The organism is Blautia sp. St.27G3 (genome assembly GCF_059728505.1).
On the sequence record NZ_BAAGFO010000001.1, the window covers coordinates 1,108,313 to 1,123,975 of the forward strand.

Below are 15,663 nucleotides of genomic sequence, written 5' to 3' on the forward strand. Positions count from 1 at the left end.
CTACTTGCTATTCATATTGGTTTTATCCTTCCGTCCTATCCTGATTCAGGATTCCGCTCTCCTGAATCCGGACCACTGCCTCTTGCAGCTTTTCCACCGGCAGTACCAGCGCCATCCGGACATACCCTTCTCCAAGGCTTCCGAATTCTGTTCCCGGCACGCAGATTACGCCCGATTTTTCCATCAAATCCAGTGCAAACTTCTCTGCGCTCGTATATCCGGCCGGAAGCGGAGCCCACACAAACATCGTGCCTTCGCTGTCTGGTACCTCCCATCCAATCTCGCGCAATCCGCCGCACAGAGCTTTGCTCCTCTTCTCGTATTCTTCGCACTGCTCCAACACGCGTTCAAACGGTCCCGTAAGCGCTGCAAGTGCCCCGTACTGTACCGGAAGAAATGTACCATAGTCGAACTGCGTCCGCATGGCCCGGAACTTCCGGATAATTTCTTCGTTTCCAAGCGCAAAAGAAACACGCGCTCCTGTGTAGTTGAATGTCTTGGACAGAGAATAAAACTCAATCCCCACATCCATTGCTCCTTCATAAGACAGGAAAGAACCTCCCTGTCTGCCAAACACCAGGTCTGCATAGGCATTATCGTGAAGCACGACAATATCATATTTCTTTGCAAAAGCAATAAGCTCCTCATAAAATGCATCCGGCGCCACTTTACAACACGGATTTCCGGGATAACTTACAAGCATGAGCTTCGCTCTGCGCGCAATATCCTCCGGAATCTCATCCAGTCTGGGAAGAAATCCGTCTTCCGCATACAGTGGATACGGCCACACGGTCGCATCACAAAGTCCCGGACCAACGCTGAAAATCTGGTAGCCCGGGTTCGGAACCAGCACAAGATCTCCCGGATTGCAAAATGTCCAGGCGATATGCGCCATTCCTTCCTGCGAGCCATACATCATCATAATTTCTTCTTTTTTAAGGTCCAGTCCAAAACGACGTTGGAAGAAATCCTGCGCTGCCTCCAAAAGCTCCGGAAGCTCTGTCAGCGCATACTTATAATTCTCCGGATCTTTCGCCGCCGTACTGACCGCATCCACGATATGCTGCGCCGGTGCAAAATCCGGCGTCCCAATCGAAAGATTGTATATTTGTTTTCCCTGTGCCTGCATCTCATTTTTCTTTTCATTCAAGATTGCAAAAATACCGGTTTGAAACCGCTCTGCCTTCTCAGAAAATCTCTGCTTCATCTCTTCTGTCCCTTCTTCTTCCATCTCTTCATCTGCTTCAGGCTCTTCCTTTTCCTGCTCAAACCACAGCGGATGACGCCGCTCCCATATACCGGCCAGCACATAAAGTACTGCGCAGATCACCGTAAGGATCAATCCGAGAGGAAGTCCTGGCGGTGTAAACTTCATTTTGACTGTATGCGTTCCTGCTTCAACCTGCAGGCCGGTCAGCGCTTTTCCGATCGGAAAATATTCGGTTTCTTTTCCATCCACCTTAATACTCCAGCCCTCGTCATAAGGCACAGTCAAAAGCAGCGTGCCGTCCTTTGCTGCATTTATATTTCCGCTTACTTTGTTTCCTTTTACTACCACATCTGTAAGCTGACTCTCTGAAAGCTTATCAATCACTTTCTGATACGCTTCGTTCGAACATGTATAAACCTGCGCCTGCACAGAGGTCTGGTTGTCGTTCAAAGTCACTGTAAAGTCCGCCATATTATTTTCCGCTGAAGCATTAATCACATATAAATGGTCGGTATAATCATCATAGCTTTTCGTATATTCCGGCGTGTTTAACGTGATTGCCGAAACTCTCGTATCAATGCAAAGATAAACCTGTTTATTCTCCGGAATTTTAATGCCGTAATTCTGTCCGTCCTCCATATCAATACAGCGGTCCAGCACATAAATCGGCTCCAGTCCGGTCGCCAGCTCCACAAAGCTGTTCTGCACCAGAAGAGGTTCCGCTGCCTCGATATCCCAGTTTACGATTGCATCCTCCACCATAAAGCCAAGAGAAAGTGCCTGATCGTTTTTATAAAGCGCCAGATCTCCGTCCTCAGCCACGCGTTCAAACTGATACATCGTACTTGCAACTTTCGACGGGGACGCCACATACCGGATTCCCAACACGTCGTTGATCAGCTTTGTAACGCCAAGATAACCGTTTTTATTTGTACGCGCCTCAATACCAAGACTGTCACAGAACTCAATAATGGATTCATGCATCGTGGAATTAAACATAACCAGTCCATTTCCGCCCGCATACATCGTTACATTCCGCATTCTCTGCCGGTCTACCTCACTGCGGAAAAATCCTTCTTCTCCCTGCAAATCTATCATGTTCTGATACGATTTCTGATCTGCAATGTAAATACTTCGCGTCACGCCATGGTTGCAGATAATCCCGTATACGGCATTGGAACAAAGCTCCACCAGCATCACTGCGGAAATCATAGCACAGTAAACAGACTTTTTCAGTCCATACGCAAAACGTCCTATCAGAATCAGCCCGAAATAGAGCACTAAAATTCCCATGGAAATAAAATAAACATACGGCTCAATCTCATCTCCGCGATGCAGATAACAAAATACCAGGAACCCAACCGGAACTGCCAGGGAAAGCAGCAGCTTTACTGGATGAAAACTGCGTATATGCCCCAGAGCGTCATACGCCATCACAAGCAGAACCGCCACATACAGAAAAGCAAAGCGGTTGGGCAGCCCGTTCTGCACGTGGAACCCGTGCCAGATATAATTCAGGATGTTAAACGCAAAACTGAGCACCAAAAGCGCACAAAGCCCATAATGCGCGAGCCTCTCCCGCAGACGGATTTTTTTATCAAACAGATAAAGAACCGCCAACAATACCGTCAAAATACCGCAGTAAATGTTCAGCCCCACCTGCGTGCTGGAAATGTTGACCGGCTCCAAAAAAGCCATATGGTTTTCCAGCAGCTCTGCCAGGCTCTCATAAAATTTGATCGTCGTCGGAAATGTGTTTCCCTGCATCGACTCAGAGGTACCAAGCCCCCGGAAAGCAGGAATCAGGACCACGGCTGCCATTCCGCCCGCTAAAAGCGCATACCAGGCAAAAGTCAGGCAGCTTTTTCCAACCCGCTTCCATGTAATCGTTTTCTGGGAAATCCACCGTACCAGAAAATACAGGCAGGAAAAAATACAGAGCATAAAACCGATATAGTAATTGCACCACAGCCCGTAAAACAGGGACAGTCCGAACAGTCGCCCGCTCTTCCCCTGCGTGATGCGTTCGACTCCCATCATAATAAGTGGCAGCATCGCCACACTGTCCAGCCACATCAGATTGAAATAATACCCGATCACAAAATTGCTCAGCCCGAAAGCCATACCAAACACTACCGGGAGAAATTTACGCTCCGGATCTCTTTTATGCAGATACCAGGAAAAGCATCCGCTGCACAGCCCGATCTTCAGAAGAATCATCAGATCCATAAAATCACAGACATTTTCCTTCGGAATAAGCGCCATCAGAAAATTCAGCGGGCTTGCCATATAATATGCATACGTGGACCAGAAGTTGTAACCAAGTCCACCGGAAAACGAATACAGCAGCGATTCCCCGTTCTGAAGCTTCTGATGCATGTCGGTATAAAACGGCAGGTACTGATGTAACGAATCAATGATCAGTACTGTCTTATCTCCGAATGGCCAAACGCCAAGATAAATAAAGCCGATTCCGGCTGCCAGCACAGACAGCAGAAACGCTGCCAGAAAGAATCTGCGGGACCTCCTTCGCTCCAGACGTTCCTTGTCCTTGCGGTCCTTTAACTGCTCCTGATGATTTTGTATATTTTCCAGTTCTCCTGTCTCATATGTTTTATTTTTTTGAATCCATTTTTTCATAATACAATATCCTCTCCCAGATGGAACGAATAAATGATCTTATCCTTTACTTTACACCCTGTCAGCCGACCGAGCGCGCGTGCGTAGTAATCGAGCTGCGCGCGGTATTTGTCCACAAGCTCCTGCGGATGATTCACCCGGTCTGTTTTATAATCGAGAACAGAAATCTGTCCTTCCTCCAAAAAATATGCGTCAATAATCCCCTGCACCAGTACGATCTCCTGCGGATTCCAGCCGCTTCTGATCTCGTTCGCCGGCACGCCGAGTACAAACGGACGCTCACGGAAGAGTGTTTCGTTTCTGGCTGCCCGTTCCATACGCACTCCGCTTTGCGTTTTCAAAAACCGTCTGACGTCATCCAGACAGAGCGCATTACTCTCTTCCTGTGACATTTTACCACACCTTACCAGTTCTTCCAACTGTAATTCCAGTTCCTCTTTTCTGGAATAATCAAGATTTTCCATAAACGCATGATAAGCCGTACCCCTGGCCGCTCCGGCGAGCGGCTGTTTTTCCTGACGGAATACAGGAATCAGCGGTACCACAGTTTCCGGCTGATACAACTCCTCGCTTTCCGCTTCGTCCGGTATGCGAGAAAGCTTTTTCAGCTCAGATACAGACAGTTTTCCGATGATCTCCCCGTCTCCTTCATGCGGATACACCGCTGCAAAGACCTGTTCCAGATACTCATGCGTTTCCTCATCGTAACAGATGTCAGTATCCAACTGCAACAGCTGTCCAAGACGTACGGTCTTATCACTTTCTCCCGTAAAAACCTGCTGCATATGCTCCTGCTGTGAAACAAGCTGCATGTGATACGGCGGAGCCTGGCAAGAAGAGCGTACTGTTTCCCCTGGATCAACCTCCGCAGCATCAAACAGCGTCCAGGATGACGGATGACGCAGAAGCGCCGGTCCCAACCAGTCCAGATAGGTGGATGCGCCAAACAGCCAGGAATAAGAAAGGCTCTCTCCCTGATACAAAGCTGCCGCCTTCCATTTTTCCATTGCAGCCACTGCATCCGGAATCGCTCCGGTGAGAATCAGTTTTTCCTTTGCCCGTGTCAGCGCCACATAGAGAACCCGGAGCTCCTCACCGAGATTCTCTGATGTTGTTTTATGCTGTATTACTTTTTTCAGAAGCGTTGCCTGCCGCGTCCGAAGCTCCAAATCCACGTAGTCGCAGGCAATTCCAAATTCCGGATGCATCACGACCCGGCTACGGATATCAGATTCATTAAATTTCTTTCCGAGTCCGCAGACAAATACCACCGGAAATTCCAGACCCTTGCTTTTATGAATGCTCATGATGCGCACCGTATCTGACGCCTCCTGGCCAATGCTTGCCTCACCATAATCCATCTCATATTTTTTCAGGTTATCAATGTAGTGCACAAAATGGTAAAGTCCGCGGTAGCTTGTGGCCTCGTACGCAATCGCCTTTTCCACCAGCATATCAAGATTTGCTTTTCTCTGTTCCCCTGCTGGAAGCGCCTGCACATACTCACCGTAGCCCGTAACCTCAAGCAGCTCCCAGATCAACCGGTATACTGGCGTATACGCGCATTTTGCGCGCAACCTTTCATATACATCAAAAAACTGTTCCAGTTTTTCTCTCAACATCGCATCCGTCCCGTTTTTCTGATACGCACGGCAACAGTCATAAAAATACTTCTGATCAGAAAAACACCGAATCATTGCCAGCTCCTCATCTTCGACATTTCCGATCGCACTGCGCAGAACTGCCGCAAACGGAATATCCTGTACCGGATTATCCAGAATCTGAAGATAAGAAAGCACAATCCGTATTTCTACTGCCGAAAAATAGCCCGTTCTGGAACCGGTAAAGCACGGAATTCCCATCTCCCCCAGTACCTCTCCAAACGCATCCGACCAACCGGTCACTGTGCGCAGCAAAATTACAATATCGCTGTATCTGGCAGGGCGATAGCAGGCTGTTTCCTTATCCCAGACATGCTCCCGTCCAACGATCTCACAAATCCGTCTGCCAACCAGCCCTGCTTCCTCCCGCTGCTTTTCCGCACCTTCTGTTTCCAACAGCAGAAACTCTGTATCTAAAAATGACTGCTCCTGGTCTGGATTTGGCTGTAAGCTCTGCTCTATATCCTCCGTCCTTCGTTCACTTTCCAGACACCCTTCCGATTCTCCTGGTCTCGGTTCAAAGACTGCGCCCGGATATAACGCCGCATCTTCATCATACACGATTCCGCCCAGTTTTTCTGTCATAATCTGGCGGAAAATATAGTTAATGCCATCTAGCACCTCCGCACGACTTCGAAAATTCCGGTGCAGATCAATGCGGCACGATGACGCTTTTTCTTCTTGATACGTTTTATATTTTTCCATAAACAGCTCCGGCCTTGCGAGACGGAACCGGTAAATACTCTGCTTGACATCCCCCACCATAAAAAGATTCTGTGCGCCTTCCCCCTTTCCGCTGACACTGCCGAGAATCAACTCCTGAACGAGGTTACTGTCCTGATACTCGTCAATCATGATCTCCTCAAAACTCTCCGCATACTCCCTGGCTGCCGCGGTGGGAATATTCTCTCCGTTCCGGTGTTCCACTAAAACCTGCAACGCCAAATGCTCCAGGTCTCCAAAATCGAGAATATTTTTTTCCGCTTTTCTCTCTGCCAAAGTATCTATCAGCGCTTCTGTCAGATGCGTCAGAACCCGGATATTCCCACCGCTGCCTGAAAGCTCCTGATACAATACCTCCACAGAATCATAATAATATCGCTGCCGTAACTCTGAAAGCGTGTCCTTCACAGCAGCACGCATCCCCTGCACCAGAAGCTTTTTCTCCTCTGAAATACCGGCGTCTTTTTTCGTTCCGAGCCTCGTATAAGGAGCCATATTTCGAAATAGCCCTGCATAAGACTCATAATCGCTTCCTGTACGCAGCTGCTTGATCAACTCCAGATCTGACAGCAGCGCTTTCTGATACGGATAAGGCCCATCCGGTTCCTCTGCAATGCGAAGCGCTTCCTGAACCTGTGCCTCTGCATCTGCCAGGATTTGCTTTGTATCTTCCACTATATAGGAAAGCCACGCTGACTTGTATTCTTCATCCGGTCTGCCATCGTAAAAACTGCGGCACTGCTGCAGCCAAAGCCTGGGCCACGGTTGCCCCAATGCAAAATGGTACAGAGAAAGGATTGTCTGTTCAATCACCTGATCACTCTTTCCCGGTGAAAACCGCTCCAAAAACTCCCGGAACTCCTCTGCATTTATTTCGTCCGTTTCTTTGTATATTTCCTTGTCTGCTTCCTCTGTTTCAGCTCTTCTTTCACCTGGTTTTACTACTTCTTCTCCGTCATCTTCCCTGGCATTGGCTTTCATATATTGCGCATACGCGCATTTCACCACATCTGCCACCGCTTCCTGCTCAAGAAGCAGCACCTCCCCCTCATCAGCCACGCGAAAAGACGGATCAATCCCTGCCAGCTGAAAATGGTTGCGCAGTACATGCAGACAAAAACTGTGGATCGTCGTAATCTTCGCATTGTGAACCAGCACAAGCTGACGCTGCAGATGCACATGATCCGGCGCTTCATCTGCACGCCGCTCAAGCGCATCCCGTATCCGTTCCCGCATTTCAGCCGCTGCCGCATTCGTAAAGGTCACCACAAGAAGCCGGTCGATATCCACCGGCTTTTTCTCATCTGTAATCATTGACAGAATACGCTCCACCAAGACTGCTGTCTTTCCGGAACCTGCTGCCGCAGATACAAGAATATTTTTCCCTCTTACATCAATTACCTTTTGCTGCTCTTCAGTCCATTTCACTGTCCAGTATTCCTCCGCGCCTCTTCCTCCTGTGCAATCCGCGCCCAAGCCTCGTCTTTCGTAAGCATCGCCCTGCGTTTCTGGCACTTCTCTGGAATCCGTTTATCAAAGCCACATACATCTGCATAATCACAGTAATCACACGCGCTTCCGCTGCGATCCTCAAACGGCTCTGCCGCAACCACACCATTTAAAATCTCTCCAGCCATCTTCTTTATGGTATGAGAGACAAAACCTGAAAGCTGCTCCAGCTGTTCTTCAGACACAGCGCTGGACGTTGCTTTCAAAGTTCCATCCTTTTTAAGCCCAGCCGGAATCACAAGAGAATCGCCCTGCATGGTCTGATCCAGAAGCCGCAGAACCGTTTCATCCCCATTTAAAACGCCATCCGGCCGTAATTTTTTCAAAAGCTTTTCCTGCGCTACTTCTCTGGAGCTGCCGACTTCTTTTTCGAGAATCGGATCGTCCAGATGATAGTAAAATATTCCTGCCGGTATTACTTTCTTGTCAGGATGAAGCCTACGCTCCATCTCAAGAGCTGCATTCAGGTAAACCACCAGCTGAAGCTGAAGCCCATAGTAAAGTGATACCGGATCAAATTTCGTGATACCGGATTTGTAATCCACTACTTTTACATAAATCGTATCATCTGTCTGCGCCGTATCAATCCGGTCAATCCTGCCCTGCAAATGAAGACTTCCGTTTTTTCCGATCTTCACATGAACTGCCTCCAGATCTCCTGCATCAGAAAATGATACCTCGAAACCCTCCGGCCGGAAACTTCCTGCAAGAAGCTGCTGATGCAAGACCCACACGGTTCGCCCCAGAATCCGCTTGATCCGGTTGATCCGGTACTCCTCCCGCGCATCTGTGTGCAGCACACCTGCCCCGTATTCCTGCGAAATCTCATCCACACACTGGTCCATCAATCTTTGCTGATCTTGTAGGGGAATCTGTGTCCATTCCTGTCCCGTATTTTGCAGTCTCCTGGAAAAGAGCTCCATAGCCCGGTGAAAAATAATGCCGAGATCTGCCGGTTTCACTCCATAAAGTTCCCGCCTGGAAAGACGCAGCCCATACGCCGCAAAATGTGCAAACGCGCACGCTGCAAACTGCTCCAGACGCGTCACACTGTTTGCCATGACCTCTCCATACAATTCTTTTGAAACCTGATAGGATAGCTGTCCCTGTAATGCCCCTGAAAACGCGGCATACACAAGCTCCCTTATGCGCGCGCTGCATGAATCCTCCTGCAAATACATCCGATACAATTCCATCCAGGCCGGATTGTAAGCCCCGTCCCTTATTGCAGAGAGGCCTCTTGTAAAATATAGAATACCATTCTTTTTTGAAGTGATCTGACAAATCTCAGCGCCTGCTTCCTGTTCCTGTACAATTTCTATCTGAGGAAAAAGTCTTTCGATCGTTGAAATCAAATACGAAGGACGCATTGCAGTACCGTCACTGCTGCTTTTGCACCAGGAAAGATACAGCCTGTCTTCCGGTTTCGTCAGATTCTGATATAAATAAAATCTTTGAATATAACTATTTTCGCGCGCCGAAGGAGCCAACTCAATTCCTGTTTTCTGAAGAAGTTCCCGCTCCATATCAGAGACAATGCCACCTCCATCTCCTCGTGCCGGAACCCATCCATCGTTTAACCCCAGAAAAAACAGTATCTTCACATGCGACAGACGCGACCGTTCAATGTCCCCCACCTGTACCTGGTCAATACCCGGGGGGATAATTCCGACTTGCGCTTCTGAAAATCCCGCATCCAAAATCTCCAGGAATTCCTGTCCGCTGATCCTCTCATCCCCCATCAAATCCACCATTTCATCCAGCAACGCAATCAAAATGCCATATATTTGCGCATATTCCCTGGCTTCTTCCCGCTGGCCGGACTGCAAGAGCAGAACCTCTCTGTCTTTGAGCTGCTGCTGAATCCGACAATCCTCCAAAAGCGTGCACAGAGCCTGCGCATAAAAAAATACCGTCTGATTTTTCTGCCGCATGTGTTCTGAAAACGGCAAAAAATGCTCCATTGCTTTTTCCCGATATTCGTTGCAAGCCTCCAATTCCTCCGGCGTCATCCCTCTTGGCAGATACGTCCACGGCCTGCTCCACATCCCATGACCGCGTATTCCTGCCGCAAGCACATAGTTTTCCAGCCTGTCCGTCTCTTCCGGTGACAGTCCTGCCATCTGCGTACGCAGGAAACGAAATACCGCCTCACTTGAAAAATCCTTCTCTGCTGCAAGAAGTGCTCCGCGGACAAACTCGAGACATGGATTCAATAGAATATGCCGCGTCTCATCCAAAAACGCCGGAACCTCGTAGATCGGAAAAATCTTCTTCACATAATTATCATAGGAACTCATATTTCCTGTAATGACTGCGATGTCCTGATAACGATATCCCTCTTCTCTCACCAGACGGCAGATTGTCCTTGCCGCAAAATGCACCTCCTGCGCAGGGTTTACAGACACATGCAAAGACAGTTCCAAATCCTTACCTTCCTCGCAAAACTGACGTTCGGAGGATATCCCGAAATCTTTCCGATACTGCGTCCGTTTTATGCGGAACAAATTTTGTTCCAGATGACAGAGCGCCCCTCCTGTACGAAACCTCGGCAGATTTTCTTTCCCGAGAATCACCGGCCCCTCTAATATCTGTCCCTTTCCATGCCCTGCGCGTACCGCTGCCTTGCTGACATTCCGGATCAGCTTTTTGCTAAGCGCAAACAGCTCATGTTCCCGAATCTCTCCATAAAAATCCGCACGCGCATCTATCGTCACCGTAATCCAGATCTGTGGACAGATTGCCAGAAGCTCTTCCATTACCTTCATCTGTGATGGCGTAAATCCCGTAAATCCGTCAAAAGCCAGCGTACTGTTTTTCAGAAGCTCTGAATTCGGCGCCATACGTGCCAGTACATCCAGAAGTTCTTCCGGTTTCATAAAACGATCTCTTTGATATTCCAGAAAAGCACTGTACAATGTCCGTATATCCGCCAGTTTAGCCCGGAGCAACGGCCTGTTTTCCGCAAATTTCAACATCTCCTGCAATTCAAAATCTGTGATTTCATACTGCATCAATTCAGAGAGAACCGACTTTACTTCTGAGACGTAACCCGGCCGATTCATTTTGCTGCCAAGCACTTGCAGCTTCTCCTTTTGCTCCATCGCAACTTTACGCAACATCAGATTTTTTCCGGTCTCCGTCAGAACACTTCGTCCATCCTGCCCCAACTCTTCAAAAATACGGTGAGCCAGTCGCCGAAAGCTTAAAACATCAATATTCATAATCCCTTTATCCGGATGTAATAAAACCAGCTCTTTCTGCGTCTGCATCGTGAACTGCTCCGGCACAATGGCGATATAATTTCTTTCCGGATTTTTTATGGATTCTTCAATCATTCTCTGATATAAAAAATGGGACTTCCCACTCCCGGAATTTCCCATAATAAACTGAAGAGGCATACATTCTCCTTCTATCTCTGAAATTCAGCAGCATAATTACCCGTCAAGTATACTGCAAAAACTGCCCAAATTCTATAAACAATTCTTAAAAATGCAAAACTACACCAATTCTTCACAATCTCAATCTATACAAACCATCCATAATCACATATAATGTAACATATCGGAAGTTCTGAAAGAACTTCCAGCCATTCGCGATAGCGAAGGGCGTAGCTGCTTAAGCAGCGATATGTTAACGAGCAAAAATGCGAACGCATTTTCGCGAGTCTACATTACCGCATTTATAACGTAGCTTATCGGAAGTTCTGAAAGAACTTCCAGCCATTCGCAATAGCGAAGGGCGTAGCTGCGTAAGCAGCGATATGTTAGGAAGAACGAATTTTAATTCATTTGAAATAAAAATTTATACGAAAGGAGGCTATACCGTGATTACTCATTTTAATTCCAAAAGCGTCTACCTTGGCGCAGACCTGCGGCGTTTTAATGAAATTCGTGACTACCTGGATCAGGCGCACATTCGTTACAAATACAAAGTCAAAAACCGTATGGGCCAGTGGGCAGGCCGCGGAACGATTCGTAGCAATACCGGCAGCGCCGGACAGCCTGCCGCATCAGCTCATGAATATGAGATTCTGGTACATAAGGATGATTTTGATAAAATCCGCCTTCCTCAGGCTTAGTATCATAAAGGAGCAGTTGCAAAATCTGTATTTTTGCAGCTGCCCTTTTTTGTATTACAGTAGTCATCCATCATTTCATGTGTAATATTGCGGAAGGTTCCCGGCCATGCAGCATACCACTATACCATTCAGCACGAACAAAAAGGTTCGCCCAACCGTTTTTGAACTAGAAACAGCAGGGGGTGTAAACCAGATCAAAATAATCTTTTACAACACCCTGCTGTTTTTAAAAAATGAATCATTCCATATTTTCTTTACCTGTCTCGGTAAGTATCCAGATATTGCTCCGCTGCCTGCTCTTCCAGCTCCAGCTTTTGCATTAACTTCTGCTTTATTTCCTCTCGCGTCATTTTCATCTCCACATAGATCTCGATTAACGCATGAACTACTTGCGTAATACCTTCGGCAATGCCCTCTTCTCTTGCTTCCTGCCTCTCATACTATCGTTCTTCCCATGCCTGCATATATCTCACTCCAATCTCTTCGCTGGACTTTACCTTACGTACACGCTCATGGAGGCGGTGTATCCGTTCACTTTCCGAACTTTCTGCTACCGCATCTGTTGTATGTTCCAGATAATGTAGCAAATGTACCAGCTCTTCTGATACATCTTTCTTGTTTACGCCTCGGGTATTCAAAAAAATCCGTATTGCACCATCGTTTAACCTGCAATCTGCCACTTCCTCGCATTTTGGCACAAACGTATAGCGATATTTTCCATAACCAAACAAATCAAACGTCATAATCATGATCAAATAGGTCTGATTCAGTACATTATAATTCGGAATCCCCGGTTCCAGAAGTGAAGTATCCATAAGCGCCTGGTAATATCTGCTGCGCCTGCGGATCTTCCATCACCTCATCAAACAGAAAACGACTTGTAAGGTTCAGTTCCTTCAGCGGTAACATATTTTGTGTTTTACGCATCAATTTCTCCTTTTATCATAGCATAATATTCATTTTTTGAACAGGCTTGGGGACAATTTTCACGAAATGATAGTTGGACTTTCCTGATAGAATTCTAATTGGTTTCCTTTTTAATATATCACATATTGTTTTAAATATCAATCTCTAATTAAAAAAATACAGAGGTTGCTGCAAAATACATTTTTCAGACAAACTGCGTCCAAATGTCCGTTTTACAACAACCTCTGTAAAATTTTTAATCTCTTTGATTCAGATGACTGTTACTGGCCAAGGCTTACGAGACGCTCTTTCACCTGCTCCATCATCTGCGTGTATTTTTCCAGTTTTGCCTTCTCCTCATCAATCTTTGCCTGTGGCGCCTTACTGATAAAGCGTTCATTGGTCAGCATCTTATTGACACGGTCAAGTTCTCCGGCAAGACGTTCTTCTTCTTTTTTGAGGCGGGCAAGTTCTTTCTCCAGATCTACCAGTTCTGCAAATGGCATGTATACAACTGCCTCCGGAATCACTGCTGATACGGCATCCTCGCTGATGCCCGTTTTATCAGGCTGTACATGCACTTCACTGGCATAACCAAGCGTAGCAAAGAACACCTTTCCATTCTCAAAAATGCTGCGGACTGTATCATTTTCAGAAACTACAAACACATGCGCCTTTTTACTCGGCGGAACATTCATTCCAGTACGAACGTTTCGGATCGCGCGCACTGCCTCTTTGATTGTCTCAACTGCAGTTTCATCCTCTGTGAAATCCCATTCCGTTTTGAATTCCGGCCACAGGGAGATCATAATGGATTCTTCCTCCGGCTGCAGGGTACAGAATATCTCCTCTGTAATAAATGGCATATACGGATGTAACAGTTTCAGCGCATTCGTCAGAACTGTTTTTAAAGTCCAGAGAGCTGCTGCCTTTGTGGTATCTTCATCATTATACAGTCGCGGCTTCACCATCTCGATATACCAGTCGCAGAATTCCTCCCAGATAAAATCATAGACCTTCTGCACTGCAATGCCCAGCTCATATTTCTCCATATTGTCTGTGACATCCTTGGCCAGTGTATTCACCTTTGAAAGAATCCATTTGTCTGCCTGCGTCAGAGCCTGGAGAGCCATCTCGGACGGAACCTCGGCTTTTTCAAGATTCATCATGATAAACCTGGAAGCATTCCAAACTTTATTTGCAAAATTCCGGGACGCCTCCACACGCTCCATATAGAAACGCATGTCGTTGCCCGGTGCATTTCCGGTCATCAGTGTCAGACGAAGTGCGTCTGCGCCATACTGGTCAATGATCTCCAGCGGATCAATTCCGTTTCCAAGTGACTTGCTCATCTTGCGACCCTGAGAATCACGCACCAGGCCGTGAATCAGCACATGGTGGAACGGTACCTCTCCGGTCTGCTCCAGCGCAGAAAATACCATACGGATTACCCAGAAGAAAATAATATCATAGCCAGTCACAAGCACGTCAGTCGGATAAAAATATTCCAGCTCTGCCGTCTTTTCCGGCCAGCCGAGCGTCGAGAACGGCCAGAGTGCAGAAGAAAACCACGTATCAAGCGTATCTTCATCCTGCGTCAGATGGGTACAGCCACATTTCGGACATACCTTCGGCATTTCACGCGCCACAACCGTCTCTCCACATTCGTCACAGTAATACGCCGGAATCCGGTGTCCCCACCAAAGCTGTCTGGAAATACACCAATCGCGGATATTTTCCAGCCAATGCAAATAGGTTTTATCAAAACGTTCCGGGACAAATTTCAGGGTTCCGTTCTTTACTGCCTCAATCGCAGGTTTCGCCATCTCTTCCATCCGCACAAACCACTGCGGTTTGATCATCGGTTCCACAGTCGTTTTACAGCGGTCATGTGTCCCCACGTTGTGGTTGTGCGGAACTACCTTTACAAGGAGTCCCAGATCCTCCAAATCCTTTACGATTGCCTTACGAGCTTCGTAACGTGCCATTCCCGCATATTTGCCGCCCAGTTCATTGATCGTGGCATCATCATTCATTACATTAATTTCCGGCAGGTTATGACGCTTGCCTACCTCAAAATCGTTCGGGTCATGCGCCGGCGTGATCTTCACACAGCCGGTTCCGAACTCTTTATCTACGTAAGCGTCTGCAACCACAGGAATTTGGCGTCCGGTCAGAGGCAGCTCCAACATCTTTCCGATCAGATGCTGATAGCGCTCATCCTCCGGGTTCACTGCAACAGCCGTATCGCCAAGCAATGTTTCCGGGCGTGTCGTTGCGATCTCGACAAATTTTCCTTCTTCCCCGACAATCGGATAATTGATGTGCCAGAAAAATCCATCCTGATCCACATGTTCTACCTCTGCGTCAGAGATAGAAGTCTGACAGACCGGACACCAGTTGATGATTCTGGAACCTTTATAAATGTAGCCTTTCTCATACAGACGGATAAATACCTCCTGAACTGCTTTGGAGCAGCCTTCATCCATCGTAAAACGCTCGCGGTCCCAGTCCGCGGATGCACCGAGTTTTTTCAGCTGGTTAATAATCTTTCCGCCGTACTCTTCCTTCCATTCCCAGGCATGTTTCAGAAATTCCTCCCGGCCGATCTCATCCTTGTCTATACCCTGCTCCTTCAGCTTTGCCGTTACCTTTACTTCTGTTGCAATCGCTGCATGGTCTGTTCCCGGCTGCCACAGGGTCTCATATCCTTGCATGCGCTTGAAACGAATCAGGATATCCTGCATCGTCTCGTCCAGCGCATGGCCCATATGCAGCTGTCCCGTAACGTTTGGCGGCGGGATTACGATCGTGAATGGTTTTCTGTCCGGATTCGGCTCAGCATGGAAGTATTTTTTATCAAGCCATTTCTGATAAAGACGATCCTCAAGACCTTTCGGATCATAGGTTTTTGCAAGTTCTTTGCTCATGGT

The 15,663-nt window shown here is 47.4% G+C and carries 7 protein-coding genes; 1 reads left to right on the top strand and 6 read right to left on the bottom strand.

Annotated elements, in window-relative coordinates:
- Positions 1–22: 22 nt before the first annotated feature.
- From AC6I2O_RS05295 to AC6I2O_RS05305, 3 genes are read right to left on the bottom strand one after another with little or no spacing between them, the layout of a single operon-like run.
- Entirely contained in the window at positions 23–3,850 is a 3,828-nt protein-coding gene (locus AC6I2O_RS05295; RefSeq protein WP_497742028.1) for an aminotransferase class I/II-fold pyridoxal phosphate-dependent enzyme, read from the bottom strand.
- A complete protein-coding gene (addA, locus tag AC6I2O_RS05300) occupies positions 3,847–7,662 on the bottom strand; it encodes a helicase-exonuclease AddAB subunit AddA (protein ID WP_497742029.1) in 3,816 nt (1,271 codons plus the stop codon). The genes AC6I2O_RS05295 and addA overlap by 4 nt, the downstream gene beginning before the upstream one ends.
- The gene (locus AC6I2O_RS05305; protein ID WP_120390860.1) at positions 7,659–11,144 is read right to left on the bottom strand and encodes a PD-(D/E)XK nuclease family protein; all 3,486 of its coding nucleotides are present in this window, start codon (positions 11,142–11,144) and stop codon (positions 7,659–7,661) included. Before AC6I2O_RS05305 ends, addA begins: the two co-directional genes overlap by 4 nt.
- A 425-nt stretch (positions 11,145–11,569) precedes the next feature.
- Here AC6I2O_RS05305 and AC6I2O_RS05310 point away from each other — a divergent pair, with 425 nt between their 5' ends.
- On the top strand, positions 11,570–11,824 hold the full coding sequence (locus AC6I2O_RS05310; protein ID WP_120390861.1) for a hypothetical protein: 255 nt from the start codon (positions 11,570–11,572) through the stop codon (positions 11,822–11,824).
- 440 nt (positions 11,825–12,264) lie between these two features.
- On the opposite strand, the gene AC6I2O_RS05315 is transcribed toward AC6I2O_RS05310, so the two are convergent.
- The 3 genes from AC6I2O_RS05315 to AC6I2O_RS05325 all read right to left on the bottom strand — a co-directional run bounded on the left by AC6I2O_RS05315 (position 12,265) and on the right by AC6I2O_RS05325 (position 15,660).
- The gene (locus tag AC6I2O_RS05315; RefSeq protein ID WP_497742031.1) at positions 12,265–12,639 is read right to left on the bottom strand and encodes a hypothetical protein; all 375 of its coding nucleotides are present in this window, start codon (positions 12,637–12,639) and stop codon (positions 12,265–12,267) included.
- Positions 12,599–12,751, bottom strand: a complete 153-nt coding sequence (locus tag AC6I2O_RS05320) for a hypothetical protein (protein ID WP_497742032.1) — start codon at positions 12,749–12,751, stop codon at positions 12,599–12,601. The genes AC6I2O_RS05315 and AC6I2O_RS05320 overlap by 41 nt, the downstream gene beginning before the upstream one ends.
- Before the next feature lie 260 nt (positions 12,752–13,011).
- On the bottom strand, positions 13,012–15,660 hold the full coding sequence (locus AC6I2O_RS05325; protein WP_497742033.1) for a valine--tRNA ligase: 2,649 nt from the start codon (positions 15,658–15,660) through the stop codon (positions 13,012–13,014).
- Between the last annotated feature and the right edge of the window lie 3 nt (positions 15,661–15,663).

Bases quoted from the DNA above. Each gene is read 5' to 3' on its own strand.
- AC6I2O_RS05320 (WP_497742032.1), bottom strand. From the start codon at position 12,751: ATGCGTAAAACACAAAATATGTTACCGCTGAAGGAACTGAACCTTACA.
- AC6I2O_RS05305 (WP_120390860.1), bottom strand. From the start codon at position 11,144: ATGCCTCTTCAGTTTATTATGGGAAATTCCGGGAGTGGGAAGTCCCAT.
- AC6I2O_RS05325 (WP_497742033.1), bottom strand. From the start codon at position 15,660: ATGAGCAAAGAACTTGCAAAAACCTATGATCCGAAAGGTCTTGAGGAT.
- AC6I2O_RS05315 (WP_497742031.1), bottom strand. From the start codon at position 12,639: ATGGATACTTCACTTCTGGAACCGGGGATTCCGAATTATAATGTACTG.
- AC6I2O_RS05295 (WP_497742028.1), bottom strand. From the start codon at position 3,850: ATGAAAAAATGGATTCAAAAAAATAAAACATATGAGACAGGAGAACTG.